Source organism: Prevotella disiens, from assembly GCF_900454955.1.
Classification (GTDB): domain Bacteria; phylum Bacteroidota; class Bacteroidia; order Bacteroidales; family Bacteroidaceae; genus Prevotella; species Prevotella disiens.
Genome location: NZ_UGTL01000001.1, coordinates 2,385,975 through 2,402,153, shown reverse-complemented (window position 1 = coordinate 2,402,153; position 16,179 = coordinate 2,385,975). Strand labels below are relative to the sequence as shown.

Here is a 16,179-nt window from a genome sequence, read left to right as displayed (position 1 = left end):
TAGAATAATGACAATGAAAGAAGAATGGGTAAGTACAAACGGAAACACTTGAACAATAACACTTATACACTTTTCTGCATTTTGAGATATGGCAAGATTGAGCGAAAAACGGCAATAGTTCCGTTACCAACTCGTAACCCATAGGGCACAAAGCAAAAAGGGGTTACGAATTGAATATAAACAACTGTGGCATAGGTTTTTATTCCTCATCTTTCATTTTTCTGCATAGCTCAAGAACTCTTGTTCGTATGTACCTTTGCAAGCAAAGGAAATTAGAAAAAAACGACAGAAAATGAAAGAACAAACTGAAAGTCCGTTTTTTCACACAGGCTAAACGAGCGGACAAAAAGGCATGGTGCCGCTTATCGGACGGATAGAATGGGCAGGAAGCATTCCGCCTTTTCCGCCAAAAAGAAAGTCCCATTATCTCTTTGGGATAGCAGAAAGCAACGTCTTCTCGGCAAGAGTGCCATCGCAAATTCTATCAACCAGTATTTGAATGAATGCACTGCACTCATTCATGCACGCTATCGGAACTTTGCGAAAGTGGAGAGTCATTCACGGCTACGGATGTGCGCAATGCCTATCAGGGACAGCTTTGTCAAAACGCAATGCTTTTAGAGTGCTATGCTGAGTACCTCACACAGATTCATGAAAGAGTGGGCATAGACCGGGCAATGAAAACACTGGAGCTGCGTACCTATCAGCAAACTCTTCTTCGGGATATGTGCGTAGAAATACAAGTTAAGTGATATTCCGCTCATGGAACTGGATATTTCCTTTATAGAAGGCTATGATACTTTCTGACATAGACCGAAAATTGAAAGTGCAGTATAGCAGTGCCTTGGCTGATTGAAGGCGGTTGTGAACAAGGTGTCAAAATGGCATGATAGACATTATCCGTTCATGGTTACAGTTACGAAAAGACGAAAGGAAGCCGAGAAACATCACGCAGGACGACTGCAAAGATTATCGACCTGCCATCAAATGGGAGAAATATCGTGTCGTCCGTGATTTGTTCGTTCTCCTGCTTCAGCGGCTTGCCATTCGATATACGCAATCTCAAAGAGGAAACATCATCATTGAGGAAGGAAAGCTATGTATTAAAGCAAGCGTGTCAAGACGAAGACCCCTTTTCGCGTAGTAGTTCTTCCCCAGCCAAGACCATTATGGAAAGATATAGGGCAGACGTGCGGGATATGTATTGACGTTCCCCCAAGAGACGTGGTTTACCAATGCGATGCACCACATACAGAGAAGTATCGTATGAAAACCCTCTGACCTTCACATGGCTCGCCATACTTTTGCTTCGGTCATTACCCCTGTCGGCTGGTGTTCCAATAGAACCGTAACGGTATGTTGGGAATACAATTTGAGAACGACACAAGTGTATGCAGCGGTCAATCAGAAAGAATAAGACAGGATATGCAGAAGATTCAACAACGGATAGAACACACTTTCACCTTAAAATTATAGCTTATGGCACGCAGTACATTCAAGACATTGTTTTACATCAACCGTTCCAAACTGAAGAAGAACGGCAAATGCCCGATAATGGGCGAACACCATAAACGGGCAACAAGTACAATACAGTATGGATTGGATTCAATCCAAACAATTGGGACGCAAAGCATGGCAGATGCAAGGCGACACTGATGAATGAAGAACATCAACCGCATACTGAAGAAAAGGAAGGACAGATACAAACCAAATACAATGAGCTGGTTTGGCAAAAGGGTATGTAAGTGCAGAACTGCTCAAAAATTGGTCTGACGGAGGATCACAAAGCAATGGAATGCTCATGGAAGAGGCAGACCGTTTTATAGAGGAAAACGCCCTTGTGTGGGAATTTCCATCGCCAATCCACTTTCCGCAACTACATCTATGACAAGCAGCTCATAGTATCCTTCCTGCTGGAAAAATACGGAATGTCCGATATTGGTTATTCACGGTTGGACTATGGCTTTGTCGAAAATTGGATTTCTATCTTAAAGCAAGCCAGATTATCACCTGCCACCATTCAAATGACGGTTATTTTCTTGAGAAAGCTCATCAGCATCGGACAACAGAAAAAATACATCCGCCGAGACCCGTTTGTGGATTTTAAGGCGGAAAAAACCACGTGGCACGAGAAGGTATCTCACAACGGAAGAACTCAAGCGCATTTTGCAAACGCCCATCTTAAACAAGCAGTTCGAGCGAGCAAGGCAACTCTTCATTTTCTGTGCCTTTACGGGACTGGCTCGTGTGGATATGTTGCGACTGACACCTAAACATATCCACCATTATGATGACGGAACTTGTGAGATACGTATCAAGCGACAGAAAACGGACGTGGAAGCCATCATTCCACTTCTGCCCATCGCAAAGGAGATACTTGACATTCATATAAAAGGGAAACAACACGATGATTTGATATTTCCAACATTGAACGTTAGCAAGGCATCTTTCGCCTGTATAAACATTGGTCAGATATGCCAAATTGAGAAGGGCTTGACCTTTCACATGGCTCGCCATACTTTCGCCACGACCATCTGCCTTTCCAATGGTATAGCAATGGAAACGCTCTGCAAGATGCTCGGACACAGCGACATTGGAACGACACAGATTTATGGAAAAATTACCGACCTGAAAATCAGAGAGGACATGAACCGTTTGCAAGAACATAAAAGTAAGGCTTTTTCTGACTATACGGAAGCTATCGAAAAGCAAAACGCAACAATATTTTAGAAATCAGCAAAAATTATGTATGAAAACAGATAATAGCAAAAAGGAACTTTCCTATTTTCGATTGAAGTTGGAAAGCTATATGAGTGAACATCACCCCGAGCGATTGGGAGACAAGGAGTTTATCACGGCAAGAGCCGACATAGCACTGACCGCCTACTGCGATGCCGTGGCGCAAGGTTTTAATCATTTAGAAGCAGAAAGAATAGCAAGTGAAGTGCTTTTCAGTGGACTGCATTTCTCAAAGTACGATACCCTTGTTTCTGTCTTGGAGGACGAGTTTGAGAGGAAACTCCCTGCACCGCTCCCCGAGAGGCTTTCGTTTTTATTGTTGGCGAACAAGGCTGTTCAAGCCACATTCGCTGGGTACGAACTGACGGACGAATTTGCCGCAAGCGAACAATACGACCGTCTTTACACCGAACTGACAGGCACGATAGTACTGCTCATCGAGAGCAACAACCTGCCAACGGTCAAACAGACGGAGGAAGCAAGCCCGAAGGCGTTGTAGGCAAAGGCGCACGCAAAGTTCCTGATGCCGTTTCTTATCGTGCAAAGGTACAACGGCAGCCTGTCTGCCCTGAAAGGTCAAGTCCTGCGGATGGAGAGTAGAATCTCCACCGCAGGATTTTTCTTTTTCAAGGCGGTACTACAATCCTCAATATCCGTGCGGTCGTATTCATCTCTCCCAACCTTGCAGGGCAGGGCTGCCGTAGAGAGTATAGGCACTACAAGAATACGGCATACTCAGGCTCTTTGGACGCAAAAGCGAATGATAGAAACAATAGTTAGAACTAACGATTGTCTTGACAATCTTATTATATGACAAGCCATTTTTTATACAACTTATTGTCTGTACAATTTGTTGTCATAACAATTTATTGTCAAGACTATCTATTGTCAAGACAAACTATCGTCATAACAAACTATCATCAAAACAAACTATCGTCAAAACAAAACTATCGTCAAAACAAACTATCGTCAAAACAAACTATTGATAGTTCGACATCTCGATTTGTCGAACTATCGAACTGTTGATAGACCAACAAATATGCAATAAAAGGAAAGAACCGGCACCTCATCTCATTACCGCAATAACGCTGAGGGATTTTCTCGTGGTCTTTTCTCTTGTCTTCCTGACATTTCCCTGCTTTTCCTCATCCCTTGTAGCGATGCTCTTGACCACTTACTTTTGCACCCGATAAGTACGGCAACGGGCAGCATAACAGCTCCATTGCCGAGTAACAATATAGTAATCAAAACAATATCAAAGCAATGAAACTCATTATCATCGACCGCAAAGCGTGGGAGCGGCATCGCTCCGAATTTGCAGACTTTATCCACCGTGTGGAAAAACTCATTGGTAATCCTCCTAAGAACGAGCAATGGCTCGACAACGAAGCCGTGTGCAAGCGTTTGGGCATAAGCAAGCGTACCCTGCAATCATACCGAGATACGGGAAAAATCCCTTTCTCCATGATTGGGCACAAGTGTTATTACAAACAGACCGACATCAGCGAAATGCTGAATGAAGTCAAAAAATGAATGAATTATGGCAGAGAATGAAATCATTACGCAGGAAGACCCTCAGATGCAGTTATTTTCACAACTGATGGAAGGTACTTTGAAGAAGTTGGAGCGGTATTGTGCCACAGCTCGTCCGATGTTAGATGGCGAGGTTTACCTTTCGAGCGAGGAAGTGTGCAGCCACTTACGGCTCAGCACACGCACGCTCCAAGAGTATAAAAATGCAAGAATACTTCCATTCTACAAAATCGGAGGGAAGATACTTTACAAACAGAGCGACATACAAACAATGCTTGAAAAGTATTATAATCCAATACCGCAAACAGGTAAGTTATGAGTTAAGTTAAGAAATCAGTCGCGACTTAAGTAAAATGGTCAGTTATGACTTTGGTCAAAAAAATAGTTTCGACCTAAGTCAAAATTAACTTTAGTCAAAAATATGTCAGCTCATAAAGTCAGTAAGTCAAGAAATTAGTCTAAACTTATCGCTTGATTTACTTCTTGAACTTTGAACTCTCGTCTATCAAAAGCACCCCAGAAAAGTTACTTTATGGAACATAACAAACTATCTCTTTCTTTATACTGGCAAGGTGTGTCTTTGTACCACAAATTGCCATTTGTACCACAAAGACCCTTGCCCCGAAAGGGGATTAAATCACTCCAAAGTCGTGATTAGAAAGCAATGAAAAAGCAGAAACAAAAGAAGCCAGACGGCAGATGTGCCACCTGCCCACGATGGGACAGATGGCACATCAGGATACCTAATTCCGAAGACCAGCAGAAGCTTATCAGACTCTACCGCAAGTCGGGAGCAAAAACGAAAAGTGATTTTGTCCGAACAAGGCTTTTAGGTGAAGCCTTTAAGGTCATCACCCAAGACCCTGCAAAAGAGCCTTACTTGGAGAAACTCTCCGAAATCGTCTCCATGACTCATAAGATAGGCATGCTATACAACGAAGCCGTGAAAGCCCTCAATACTTATCATTCTGTCGCCACTGCGCAACAACTGCTCAGTAAACTCGAAACCTATTCCCAACTTCTTATCAGATTCCAACATCAAGTAGTGCAACTGACAAAATCTCTTGAGAGTAAACAAGAATGAATGCTGATAAATCATAATACCCAACGTTAGTATCGTGCTGTGATTGCCCAATCCCTCTTTGGTCAGTTATCAATGTTAGGAAGATAGGCTTTGTATGTGTAGTCGCTGATAAAACGCTTCCGGCAATTCTTACATCATTAGCGTTGTTTACCTGTTACTTTACCTCTTTTGAGAATATTGTTTGAGTGGCGATGCGGACATTGAAACTCAACTCCCAATCTGGAGCATAAAGTGCCGAAGCATTCTCGTAAGCTCATTTTTCCTTTGTTTTGGGTTACAAAAATAGCAAAAGGCAGAGAATTTTCCCTACCTTTACGCCTATTTTATAATCAAATTGATAATCAGATGATTATTTCAACAACTCCCAATTTGGAGCATTACCCGAAATTTGTTATATTTTAGAACTCTGTTATTCAAAGATATTCTGAATTTGTCGAATTCACGTTAATTAGAATAGTCATCTATCTGAAATAATATCCAAGAACGCTTGTCAGTTTTGAATAAATATCTCATATATATTCCCGAATCATAGCCCTTTAAGATAACAGTATGCGCCATTGTATCAACCTTTAACATTATTTTTTGCCCTTCTATTATAGAATCGTTGAAATTTGTATATATCCAATCACTCTTGCTGATATGAAGGATCGAGTCTGTCTCTTCATAATCATAACCTTTATATATAATTTTCAACGGAAACAAAATGTGTTTCCGTTGAAAACATGAGTCTGACGCGAACTTTTTGAAAAAATCATAAAAAGTTGTTTTTCCTGTCACATTTCTTTTTAGTGATATCACAGCCCTATCCTTTAAAACTTGCTTTTTATTATTTGGTTGTGCACAGCTTATTAAACAGAGGAAAACAAATAGTATGTAAATAAACTTATTCATAATATATGATAACTTGATTTTTATGAGACGGGATTATATTACAATCCCGTCTCATTTTTTATTGCTCTTGTTGCGTGGAATTAGGTAAATTAATCTCTTTAGGAATATTTATAATCGGGGGGAATACGATATCATTCTTTTGGGGAGCATTTCCTATTACTATCACCTCAGGAAGCTGTATAGGAGATGACATGTTGATATCTACATCAGAACTTTTCTTGTTTATCCAAAGTTGGGGATCTACAATATTCTCTATCTTTTTTCCTTTACCTTGAGTTGGATCAAAATGTTCGTATTTTCTTGTTTTCTGATTTAATTTCTTAATTTGATAGTGAAGATGGGGAACATATCCACGTTCTTTACCTTTTCCAGAACCTCCTATTTCTCCAATAACATCACCCTCTGATATTTTTTGACCAACTTCTACATTTATAGATTTTAGATGAAGATAACCAGTTTGGAAGCTGCCGTCAGGAGAATTGATTATAATAAACCGCCCTCCTCCTCCTTTAGGACTGCTATTAATAGCCTGAACAACTCCATCATGAGTAGCTAATACAGGGGCACCATAATCAAAATCTTGAGTTCCAAAATTAATATCAAGTCCTCTATGGAATTTTGAACCATAGCTAATATTTCTTGGACCATACCAAGAATCTATATGCCTTGAAGCTCCTTTGTATGTAGTGTTAACTGGCCATTTTCTATTACCATCAGGATCTTTGTACTTTATTGGATTATTATCAGTATAACAATAGGCTGTTACCTGGGGGAAAAGCTCTGATAACATATCCGTACTCATCCACAAACTCAACCTTGGTTCATAGTATCTCGCCCCATAGTAATACAATCCCGTTTCCTCATCGAATTCCTTCGCATTAAAGAGATAAGGGGTATTCCAAGTGTTGTTGCGTTCTTCTATGAACACCTCTCCAAATGGTACATATTCGATATGCTGCGATACTTCGCCGTCCAAGTTGGTGATGTAATTACTGCTGCCTAAGTGGTCAGGGTGGTAGAAGAACTGCATCTTCTCGTAGTCGTCGTTGGGCTTAAAGTTGCCGTTTACAGCTCTTGTGCGTGCCATTGTACGAGCCTGTGCTGCCTCCGGTGTACCGTCGTTGCAGCAGAAGCCCTGACCATTCACATAGTCGTCGTTGTCCTTACCATTATATGGCAAGTCAAACGTTTTGTAATTGTCTTTAATGGATTGTAACTGCTGGTTGTACTTATCCTTGTAGTTAATGGTAAGACCATCAGCTTCATTGCCTGCATACGGTATTCGTCTTGGGTCTGCGCCATAAGATGCCAAGTCGCCAAGCTTGCTGACGATACGCTGACTACCGATATAGATGTGCTTGGTGTACTTGCCGCCTTGCCCTGCAACCAAGTATGGGCTAACATAGAGACTGAACCTTGCCGTACCAGTATTGCCTCCAGAGAACTCAGAGTTCACATAGATGGCTTCGTTCTCGCCTGAGGTCTTCACCGTTCGCTCGCCGTCGGCATCATACCAATAGTTGCTCACAAAACCATTCTCGTCGGCTGCTAATAAGCGGTTCTCCTCATCCCACTTGTACTTCTGCTCACTGGCCTTGTCGTCTTCCTTGTTGTCTTTCTTTACACGAGAGGTGTTAATGTAAACAAGATTTCCGTTGGCATCATAGGTGTACTTGTGTCCGTTGTTAATATTCGTGCTGTCCGTAGGAGTTTCTTCCGTGCGGTAGTTAATATCACGAACATTGTCGAGTTGGAACTTCTTACCATCTGCCTTTTGATAAGTATAGGTGAGTTCATAGCCTGCGTTGAGCGTGCCGTCGAACTGCACGTTATTTTGCGTGAGATGTTGCTTCTTACTCGTGATACGGTGCATATTGTCGTAGCCCATAGACAACGTATAAGAAGCGGATTTATTGTCCGTTCCCTTATAAGTACCTGTTGCGCTTGCCAAACGATACAATGGGTCATAAGTATAACTGTGGCTCATCTGTCCGCCTGCCTTACCACTCTGTGGGAGTGGAGCATTGTTCTTAATACCGAGCACGTTGCTCACTGCATCATAACTATATGCATTGTCCATGATGGTGCCTGCCTTAGCATTCACCACGAGGTTCTGCAACCGTCTGCGTGCAGGGTCGTAGCTGTAGAAGGTCTCCGCTCCGTTACAATACTTCAGATAGGTGCGCTGCTCGAACTTGTCATAGCCTATCTTGTTCACATAGTCGTAGCCATAGGACTTGTAACCACGCACATGGTCTACCTGTCCGCCGAGGTTGTAGCCGTAGGTTACTTTCTCCTCATCGGGGTAAATCATTTCCAATAGGCGATTATGGCTGTCGTACTTCCACTGTGTTACGTAGGTTGCCACTGCCTGATTAGGTACAATCAGCGTGCGCACCGTCTTCAAGACCTCACCCATCTTACCATAGTAATACTCGATCGCGCCACTGCCGTCCTCACGAAGCATCAGTCTGCCGATACGGTTGTACGAAGAGTTGATGCCACCATAATGGTACTTCACGTTGTTTTCCGGATGGTCAGGATAATTAATCGCCGTCAGACGACCGTAATCGTACTCGTAATTGATAGTCTTGCCCTCCTTTTTGAGGTTGGCTGTCTGCTTGGTGAGCACATTGCCCAAAGCATCGTAGGTAAAGGTGGTGATACCGCTTGCAGGGTGGTTTACCTCAGTGCGACGGTCGCCCATATCATAGACGGATGTCGTTACGTTGCCCTCAGTGTCTGTTACCTTGACGAGGCGGTCTATCCCATCATATTCGAAGGAGGTGGTAATCGTACCGTCAGGTCCGCTGAGTTGCTCGGTCTTCACGGTCTTGCCACTACCGTCGGTATAGGTTGCCTGACGATTACCCAACGCATCAGTAACAGTCGTTACGAGTGCATTGCTACCTGCGTCCGTAGAGTACTCCGTCTTGGTCTCAGCATTATCAGGAAGCGTTACTTTCATGGCACGGTCAAGCACGTCGTAAACCGTTACGGTTGGCGACACGTTATCAAAAGCCTTGTTGAAAGTTGTCTTTTTGCCCACTGCCTCTGTTGTTGGATAGTATGCCTTCGTCACACGACCGAAAGCGTCATAGACATTGCGTCCGCTGACAATCATCACGGTTTCGTCCTTGGGTGCACTGCCCTTGGCAGCTGTCGTTACCACACCGTCTTTCTTCACCTGAACGGGACGTCCGAAACCGTCCACGAAGGTGACGGTCTCCATATCATCGCTTGGGTGCTGTATGTCGTAATGCTTCGTCACTGCGTAAGCAGGTGCAGTGATGCCATTGGTGCCGAAAGTAGCCTTAGGCTGATAGTCAAAGGCAATGATGTAAGGCACACCTGTTGCCAACTCATTAGGACCACGCACAGCTTTCACACGTCCGAGGTTGTCTATATCCGTTTCATAATAGAAGTGGTTGAGATCCATACGGCGGAGTGCCATACCATAGCGGTAGTCGAAGTTGGCTGCCTCGCTACGGTAGCCAAATGCATCGTCTATGCGCTCCACATACATATTCATCACCGGCTCATAGCGGTAGGTGTACCACATGCGCTGTCCCTTGCTGTTAGCAGGAAGCGTAGTCTTGATAATGTTGCCGTAAGCATCATAAGTATAGTCAGAGACAGCTTCACCGCTTCCGAGTTGTTGCTTAATCTGCGTGATATGGTTGGCATAGTTCAAATCGTAAGTCGCAGAGACTTGATGATAAGTCTTACCATCACCGCCCGTTACGGTTACGTTGGTAGGTAGCCCGAAGATATGTTTGTTATCATTGTGAGCATATTGTATTGCGGTTTGGTAGTCGAACTTACCCGAACCGTCAGCACCCAACTTACCCTTATCACTGAACTTGTAAGACTTCAGCTCTCCGTGATAACCTGTGAGATAATACTCATTCCAAGCCTCTGAGGTGGTGATACCGGTTGCCTGCCCCTCATACTGCTTATTGGCGGTATAGCGGAGCGGCACGAAGGCAGAGGCGCGGTCGCTACAGAGCTTCTTCTGTTTGTTGAAAGTATAGCTGTCACCGTTGGCTGTGATATAATAGCCATCATATTCATTGCGTGTCTCGGTGTACTTGTTGCCTTTGGCATCCTCTACAGACGCTCCAAGCTCATTGCCCTGTGCATAGTAGGTGGACACATCGTAGAGTTGCACAGCCTGACGATAGACTGCGGATTCACCCTGTTCGGTGTCGATATTCTTGGTTACGACCTTTCCAAAGCCGAGGAACTCACGTTCGTGGCGATCCTTCTGTCCATCAGAATAGGCAAACATCGTCTTCATCATCGGTCCATCATCACGGATACCATCGTCAATGGTTACGGACGACATTACCCATTTACCACCGGGCAGGCCGTAGGTAGGCGTGCTGTGTTCGTAGTCCAGTGTAAAGGTTCCGCCAAGGGAGTTGGTCACGCTCTTGAGCATGTTCGTTCTGCCGATAGCAGAACGGGTTACTTTCAGTTCACTTTCCTTATCGGATTCCACAATGTCGAGGTAGCCGTCGCCGTCCACATCTTGCAAAGCATAGTTGTTACGATTTATACTATGACTGACAGAAACAACTGGATTTATGGAAATTTTGACAGGAATTAACTTTGGGGTAAAATTGACAGTAAATGCAACTTCAGCTCCCTCTGAAGTTGAGGCTGATTCGCTAAGAGAAGAAAGCCCTTTCCACTGAATGGCATCCATAAAGCCATTACCGATATTAAGTGCCACCATAATAGTCTTGCCATTGCGCCATACCTTATCTGGTAATCCGTCAGAATTTACATCAGAGAGATTATACTCTTCTCCATTCTTAGAGGTTACAACATTGTATCCCCCGGCGAAGCTTGATGACCCCTTATTGAAGCTACCACCTATATTGGCGTTATAAGTAATTCCCTTACCTCCTTGTATTCGATCAATTCCCCAATCAATCGGTTCTGTGAAGTTGTACCCTAAATTAAGTCGAACTTTATTTCCCTTAATAATTTTATCAGGTAGACCGTCTCCATTCACATCCATGAATGTTTCTGTGCTCCAATCCTTGTTAGAGGGAGGAATACTGACAGATCCAGACATACTAGCTTTTGCCTTGTTGCTGGAGCCTTGGTTGCTGGAATGATCCTTTCCTTTTACAATATGAGCAATCGTAGAACTTATCGAAATAATAGGGTCACTTCCCAATGCCCATCCTTCAGACTTATTTTCACTGCCAATGGTTCCGATTCCACTATACTTTTCGCCACTGATACCTCCTTGCGAATTTGTATATTGTATGATTCCCTTTTGAAAAATATCCGGGAAACCATCCCCATTGAAATCCATCATAGTGGAGCGAGTTACACTCTTACCACTTGCATCATTGTATGTAAAAGCAATGCCTGCCTGATTGACATCACTTGTTGCAACCATTTCCTGTGTTATAGCTACAGCACCGGTTCCTTGTAGACACGTACCGGAAACTCCTGTTATATCATCAATATGTTCGAAAGGGTTAGTTAATATTACATTTTGTTCAGTTAGTCTTGAAGCCCCAGCCTCTTTAGCTGTAAGGTACAATTCTGCTCGTTGTCCTATCCATCTGTCAAATGAACTTTGGTCTGTTCCTATTGGTACAAATGCCATTGTCAAAGGATCCATCTTGGCATCCTTGCTATCGGGGAGCTTCAGCAGTGATTCATCAATAGGTTTGCCATACCTACCTTCGGAAGCATTATAAACAAAGCCACCCCAACCACGATACATTGTGCCGAAGCCTTTGTTCTCTGTCTGGGCATAGAAGCCTGCCTGTGCTGTTCCTATGCCACTGACAGTAGCTGCAGAAGTTACTGTCTGACCTGAGATGTTACCTGAATAGAAGTAATCTATCCATATCTTGCCTGCACTGATACTGGTGATTATCAGTGGATCTCCTGAAAGACTGCCACCACTGAAAGTATAAGTCTTTTTACCCAGCAGTTTGTCTACAGTCTTGACAGTCATCGTTACCATTCCGTTTGCCGTTGGTGGTAGCATCGTGATACTCGGAGTAACTGTCAGGGTTGAAACATTGGAAGCAAGTACTACAGGCTTTCCTTCACTGACCATGTCAGCAAAGATTAGATAATGGGCAACTCCTGCCGTCTGCTGCTTGCTACCGTCTTTGGCTATGGTCTCTACTTGTGGTGTCCATTTTACTTTCGACCAGTCCACATTGGAAGCAGAACTGATTTCAAAGTTTAGATTTGTCAAGCCATCCGGATTAGGAATCGTCTGTTTAATTTCTCCGTCAAACGCTTCATTCCATGCTAAGGTACGGGTATAGATTTCTCTTTTTTTATAATTCGGATTATTATTACCCAAGCTGTCTTTTAACTCATTAGATGCGACAATTCTGAGCGTAACGTCATCTGTTGTGACGGGTTTGGTGAACTTACCTGACAGGTTCAAAGAAGTGCTCTCTGCCACATTGGTTAGTGTATTGGCATCATAAACAGCACCCTCCTGAGGTTGATAAACAGTGGTAGATAATCCGCCGGGGAGTGTTTCTGCCGCACCTGTATAGGTAATGACAGGCGCCCATTTCACGTTGTCAAAGGCACCGTTGCTTGTTTCCTCCGTACCAGACTGGACACGGAAATAAATGCGGTCGCCTTTCTTGACAGTGATATTCTGTGCCGTAGCATTATAAGCCGTTGCATCTCCTTTGGTAATTTTCTTGTTCCAGAGTTCCGTACGACCTTTCTGAATGGCTACGCGCACACCATCAGCATGAGCATACTCATCGGTATCGTATTCGCCTGTTGGAGTAATCAAACTAACTGTACCCGAGATGCTGATAATTCCATCTTTAGGTGCCTGCCATACACGTACCATATCTTCCATCGGAGAGGATTTAATCAGTTCTGCCTGCTCGGTAGGATCAACCTCTCCAATAGTTTTATCTATTTTCTTGGCATCATAGATGATGGGGCTTGGTGTATCGGCGCTGCTAAGCGTAAAATGAGGAATAGCATGACCTTGCGCATCAAATTCTATATGATTAAAATAAACCTTACCATTAGAAACTATATCTACAAGCCCATCACCATTAACATCACTGAAATATACAGAGGTTTTAGTAGTTGTGCGGGAGGTACTTGTAGCAACAGTAGCCATAATATACTGCCACCCAGCCTTGATGGCAGGTCCTCCGGAGAAAGTATTACTGGATGAAGCAGAAAATTTAGAGATACCAACAACTTTGATAGGTTCTCCATAGGTTATTTTCTTTTCGTCTGTGCATATTTGCGGACGATAGTACACAGAACCTCCATCCTGATATATCTTGTCGGGTAATCCATCTCCGTTAAGGTCTGCAAAAGTCAATAATCCCTTAGAATTATCATGAGAGTAATTAAAAGAACCACCAATAGTGCCACTTGTTGAAGAACTTTGATCATCAACTCCTGCTCCAGCATAGAAAGAGCCACCATAAGAAAGGCTTGTTGTTCCTCCTAAGGCAGTAGGTTTGTCGCTGAATATGCCACCAACTTCTTTGAGAGGACTTATAAATCCTGCGTCAAGTCCGTCATTGTGCGTATTCCATGTTTCCTGTTTTTCCTTAAAAGGCACATACCCCTTAGCAGCCTGTACATCATCATAATAGTCAAATTTTTGATAAGACACTTCTGTGCCTTTATCATCGAGTTGCTTAACACCCATAAGCACATCTTTGTTGAACGCACCCTCGCTATAGGTAAAGGCATAACTGCGGAGCGTACTTCCTTGGAAGTGCACCGTTAGCTTCTCTAACAAACGATTCGATGAGGTTAGGAAGCCATATCTTGCATTGTTGTTTTTGAGTCGTTTCTGTTTACTGCCTTCTAAGACAACCACCGTATGGGGTGCTTGTCCGCTATTACCAGCACGTACTTCCTTAAGATAAATGGCTTTTGCCACAAGTCCACCACGAACAGGTTCGTCGGCTGTCTCATAGACATATTCGATATAATCACCGTGTGTTTCTTCCACACGTTTGAGCTTCCATTCGGTAATCACCTCACGGCTTTGACCGCTTGCATCGGTGATGGTACCTTTGAGAACGGCACCTTCTCCACCATAAATATATTTGATTCCCTGTTTGTCGGTTACTTCCCAAGTATAGTCGGCAGGAGAATTACCCTTTCGGATAATACGGCTGAAATCTCCTCCCTGCCGAGTGTAGAACTGTCTGTCCGCTTTTCGGTTCATCTTCTCACCACGGTGAGCCACACCCATCTTGCCGTCGTCACCCATCGTGGAAAGCATAGAACCCGACATCAAATAGGTCTCGGTTTCTTTACTTGTATCGTATCTTGGTACGCCCCAACGTGTATCCAACGTAATAGAAGGAACAGAGAGATTCCAACCCTCTCCAAGCCATCCACTACCGCCTTCACTACTGTACTGTATGCCCAAAGATGGAGCCATACCATTGCGTGCGGGAGGCATTTCAAAGCCATACTGAAGATTGGCAGAACCTCGGTTGTTGGCTGTAGGAGGTGTAATGAGATTGATTTTTGATGTCGGATCCGCTGCCTTGATGTCGTTCATCATCGTCGGGGTAAATCCATCGGTCTGGGGTGACTCCGGTGCCTTGATGACACCGTTGATCATATCGGTGAAGTGCGTGGTGCGTGACACGACGCAGGTCTCTTTCTTATCCACCCTAACTCTTTCCAGTGCCACCCAGTGCTTAGTGTTCTTGTCGAAGTAATAGGTGTTGATATCGTCTTCTGTAAAACCGCTCGGGATTCGCGTGCGGTCGTATTTTATCTTCACCGTCGCACCCTTGCCCTCGAAGTGGTTGCCGTGGGGAAGGAAACGGTAGCCGTCTCCCTTGGCGGTGACGTTGGTCATGCCGTAGTCAAGGGCTGGAATGTCCGTCTCGCGGAGTGCCGTGACGGAGTATCTGCCATCCCTTGCGATGTCCGCAGCCTTCACGGAAAGGACGTTGCCGCCGATGGCGATGCTGTCCGCCCTGTGCGCGAGGAACCGCTTCTCTGCCTTTCCACCGACGGACACGAAGGCACGGGCGTAGTCCGCCCTACCTCCCTGTATGGGTGTTATTGTCCTGCTGATGTTCCTGCCCGCAATGGTTGCCGTGAGCGTGAGGTGTCTGCCCGTCGATGGCACGATGCCCTCGAATTCTCCGTCATGGACGGTGAGGATTGTGCCGTTCACTGAGACACGGCTTGCCTTCCCTCGCACGAAGCCGTGGAGGTAGGTCTGACCGTCATAGGCTATGGGGGCGGAGGAAAGGATTATTTCTTCCTGCTTATTGGTATTAGTCTTTGTCTTAGCATCCGCTACGGTCTCGATATGTACGTTCCTGACCGAATAGGCGTAGGAAGCATCCGTCGGAATGGTGAAGAGGACGGTGTTCCTGCCGTCCTTCAGCCACTCGGGGCTTATTTCCTCCCTGACGGTCTTCCAGTCCTTGGAAAGAACCGTAAGGTAGCCGCCGACAGCCGTGCGATCGTTGATGCTCCTGCTGATGCCCTGACCAGAACTTACGCCCTTGAGGTCATAGACAAGCCATGCGCGCATATTTGGAGAGACTTTCTCGACTGTTATCTCGAAGATGTTGTCCTCGGGGTTGTCCGAAACCCGTCCGTCGGGCTGTCCTATGATGCCCGAGGCATGGTCTGCCGTGTAGATGGTCTCCATAACGGAAGAAGTTGCTACTGCTGTCGTCTTTGACTTATCCTCCTTCCTTGCCGTCCGTGATATTCCCTGCGTAGCTTTTTCTGCATTATGGACGTTCTTCGTGGACGTCTCGGTCTGTGCTGTCTCCTGTGATATACTTGTGCCGTTGTTCTCACGTACACTGTCCTGTCCCTTGTATATATGCGTCGCAGCGATGGCTGCGGTGATGGCTATCAGTAATGTCGCCGATATGAGGTAATGCTTTGTCTTCATAGCC

General features: G+C 44.5%; 7 protein-coding genes and 2 pseudogenes. 6 read left to right on the top strand and 3 right to left on the bottom strand.

Annotated features, from left to right (window positions below; all coding sequences use genetic code 11):
* The first annotated feature begins 305 nt into the window (after positions 1–305).
* The 3 genes and pseudogenes from DYI03_RS13955 (at position 306) to DYI03_RS10440 (ending at position 3,238) form a co-directional block, all read left to right on the top strand.
* Positions 306–1,476: pseudogene (locus DYI03_RS13955) on the top strand (site-specific integrase).
* A gap of 3 nt (positions 1,477–1,479) precedes the next feature.
* Positions 1,480–2,730, top strand: a pseudogene (locus DYI03_RS10445) (tyrosine-type recombinase/integrase).
* Between the two features lie 19 nt (positions 2,731–2,749).
* A complete protein-coding gene (locus tag DYI03_RS10440; RefSeq protein WP_025064882.1) occupies positions 2,750–3,238 on the top strand; it encodes a DUF1896 domain-containing protein in 489 nt (162 codons plus the stop codon).
* 77 nt (positions 3,239–3,315) lie between these two features.
* On the opposite strand, the gene DYI03_RS13470 is transcribed toward DYI03_RS10440, so the two are convergent.
* Positions 3,316–3,456 (bottom strand): hypothetical protein, encoded by a 141-nt coding sequence (locus DYI03_RS13470; RefSeq protein WP_169337607.1) that lies wholly within the window; start codon positions 3,454–3,456, stop codon positions 3,316–3,318.
* Positions 3,457–4,002: 546 nt separating this feature from the next.
* Here DYI03_RS13470 and DYI03_RS10435 point away from each other — a divergent pair.
* The 3 genes from DYI03_RS10435 to DYI03_RS10425 all read left to right on the top strand — a co-directional run bounded on the left by DYI03_RS10435 (position 4,003) and on the right by DYI03_RS10425 (position 5,356).
* On the top strand, positions 4,003–4,272 hold the full coding sequence (locus DYI03_RS10435) for a helix-turn-helix domain-containing protein (RefSeq protein ID WP_025064883.1): 270 nt from the start codon (positions 4,003–4,005) through the stop codon (positions 4,270–4,272).
* 7 nt (positions 4,273–4,279) lie between these two features.
* A complete protein-coding gene (locus DYI03_RS10430; RefSeq protein ID WP_021670260.1) occupies positions 4,280–4,591 on the top strand; it encodes a helix-turn-helix domain-containing protein in 312 nt (103 codons plus the stop codon).
* A gap of 345 nt (positions 4,592–4,936) precedes the next feature.
* Positions 4,937–5,356: a plasmid mobilization protein gene (locus DYI03_RS10425; RefSeq protein WP_004355376.1), complete on the top strand. Its 420-nt coding sequence runs from the start codon at positions 4,937–4,939 to the stop codon at positions 5,354–5,356.
* A gap of 444 nt (positions 5,357–5,800) precedes the next feature.
* Here the strand turns inward: DYI03_RS10425 and DYI03_RS13950 are convergent, their stop codons facing one another.
* Both DYI03_RS13950 and DYI03_RS10415 read right to left on the bottom strand, forming a co-directional pair.
* Positions 5,801–6,247, bottom strand: a complete 447-nt coding sequence (locus DYI03_RS13950; RefSeq protein WP_021669573.1) for a DUF4348 domain-containing protein — start codon at positions 6,245–6,247, stop codon at positions 5,801–5,803.
* Positions 6,248–6,305: 58 nt separating this feature from the next.
* Positions 6,306–16,175, bottom strand: a complete 9,870-nt coding sequence (locus DYI03_RS10415; protein WP_115367944.1) for a toxin TcdB middle/N-terminal domain-containing protein — start codon at positions 16,173–16,175, stop codon at positions 6,306–6,308.
* Positions 16,176–16,179: the final 4 nt, after the last annotated feature.

Bases quoted from the DNA above. Each gene is read 5' to 3' on its own strand.
- DYI03_RS10440 (WP_025064882.1), top strand. From the start codon at position 2,750: ATGAAAACAGATAATAGCAAAAAGGAACTTTCCTATTTTCGATTGAAG.
- DYI03_RS10435 (WP_025064883.1), top strand. From the start codon at position 4,003: ATGAAACTCATTATCATCGACCGCAAAGCGTGGGAGCGGCATCGCTCC.
- DYI03_RS10430 (WP_021670260.1), top strand. From the start codon at position 4,280: ATGGCAGAGAATGAAATCATTACGCAGGAAGACCCTCAGATGCAGTTA.
- DYI03_RS10425 (WP_004355376.1), top strand. From the start codon at position 4,937: ATGAAAAAGCAGAAACAAAAGAAGCCAGACGGCAGATGTGCCACCTGC.
- DYI03_RS13950 (WP_021669573.1), bottom strand. From the start codon at position 6,247: ATGAATAAGTTTATTTACATACTATTTGTTTTCCTCTGTTTAATAAGC.
- DYI03_RS10415 (WP_115367944.1), bottom strand. From the start codon at position 16,175: ATGAAGACAAAGCATTACCTCATATCGGCGACATTACTGATAGCCATC.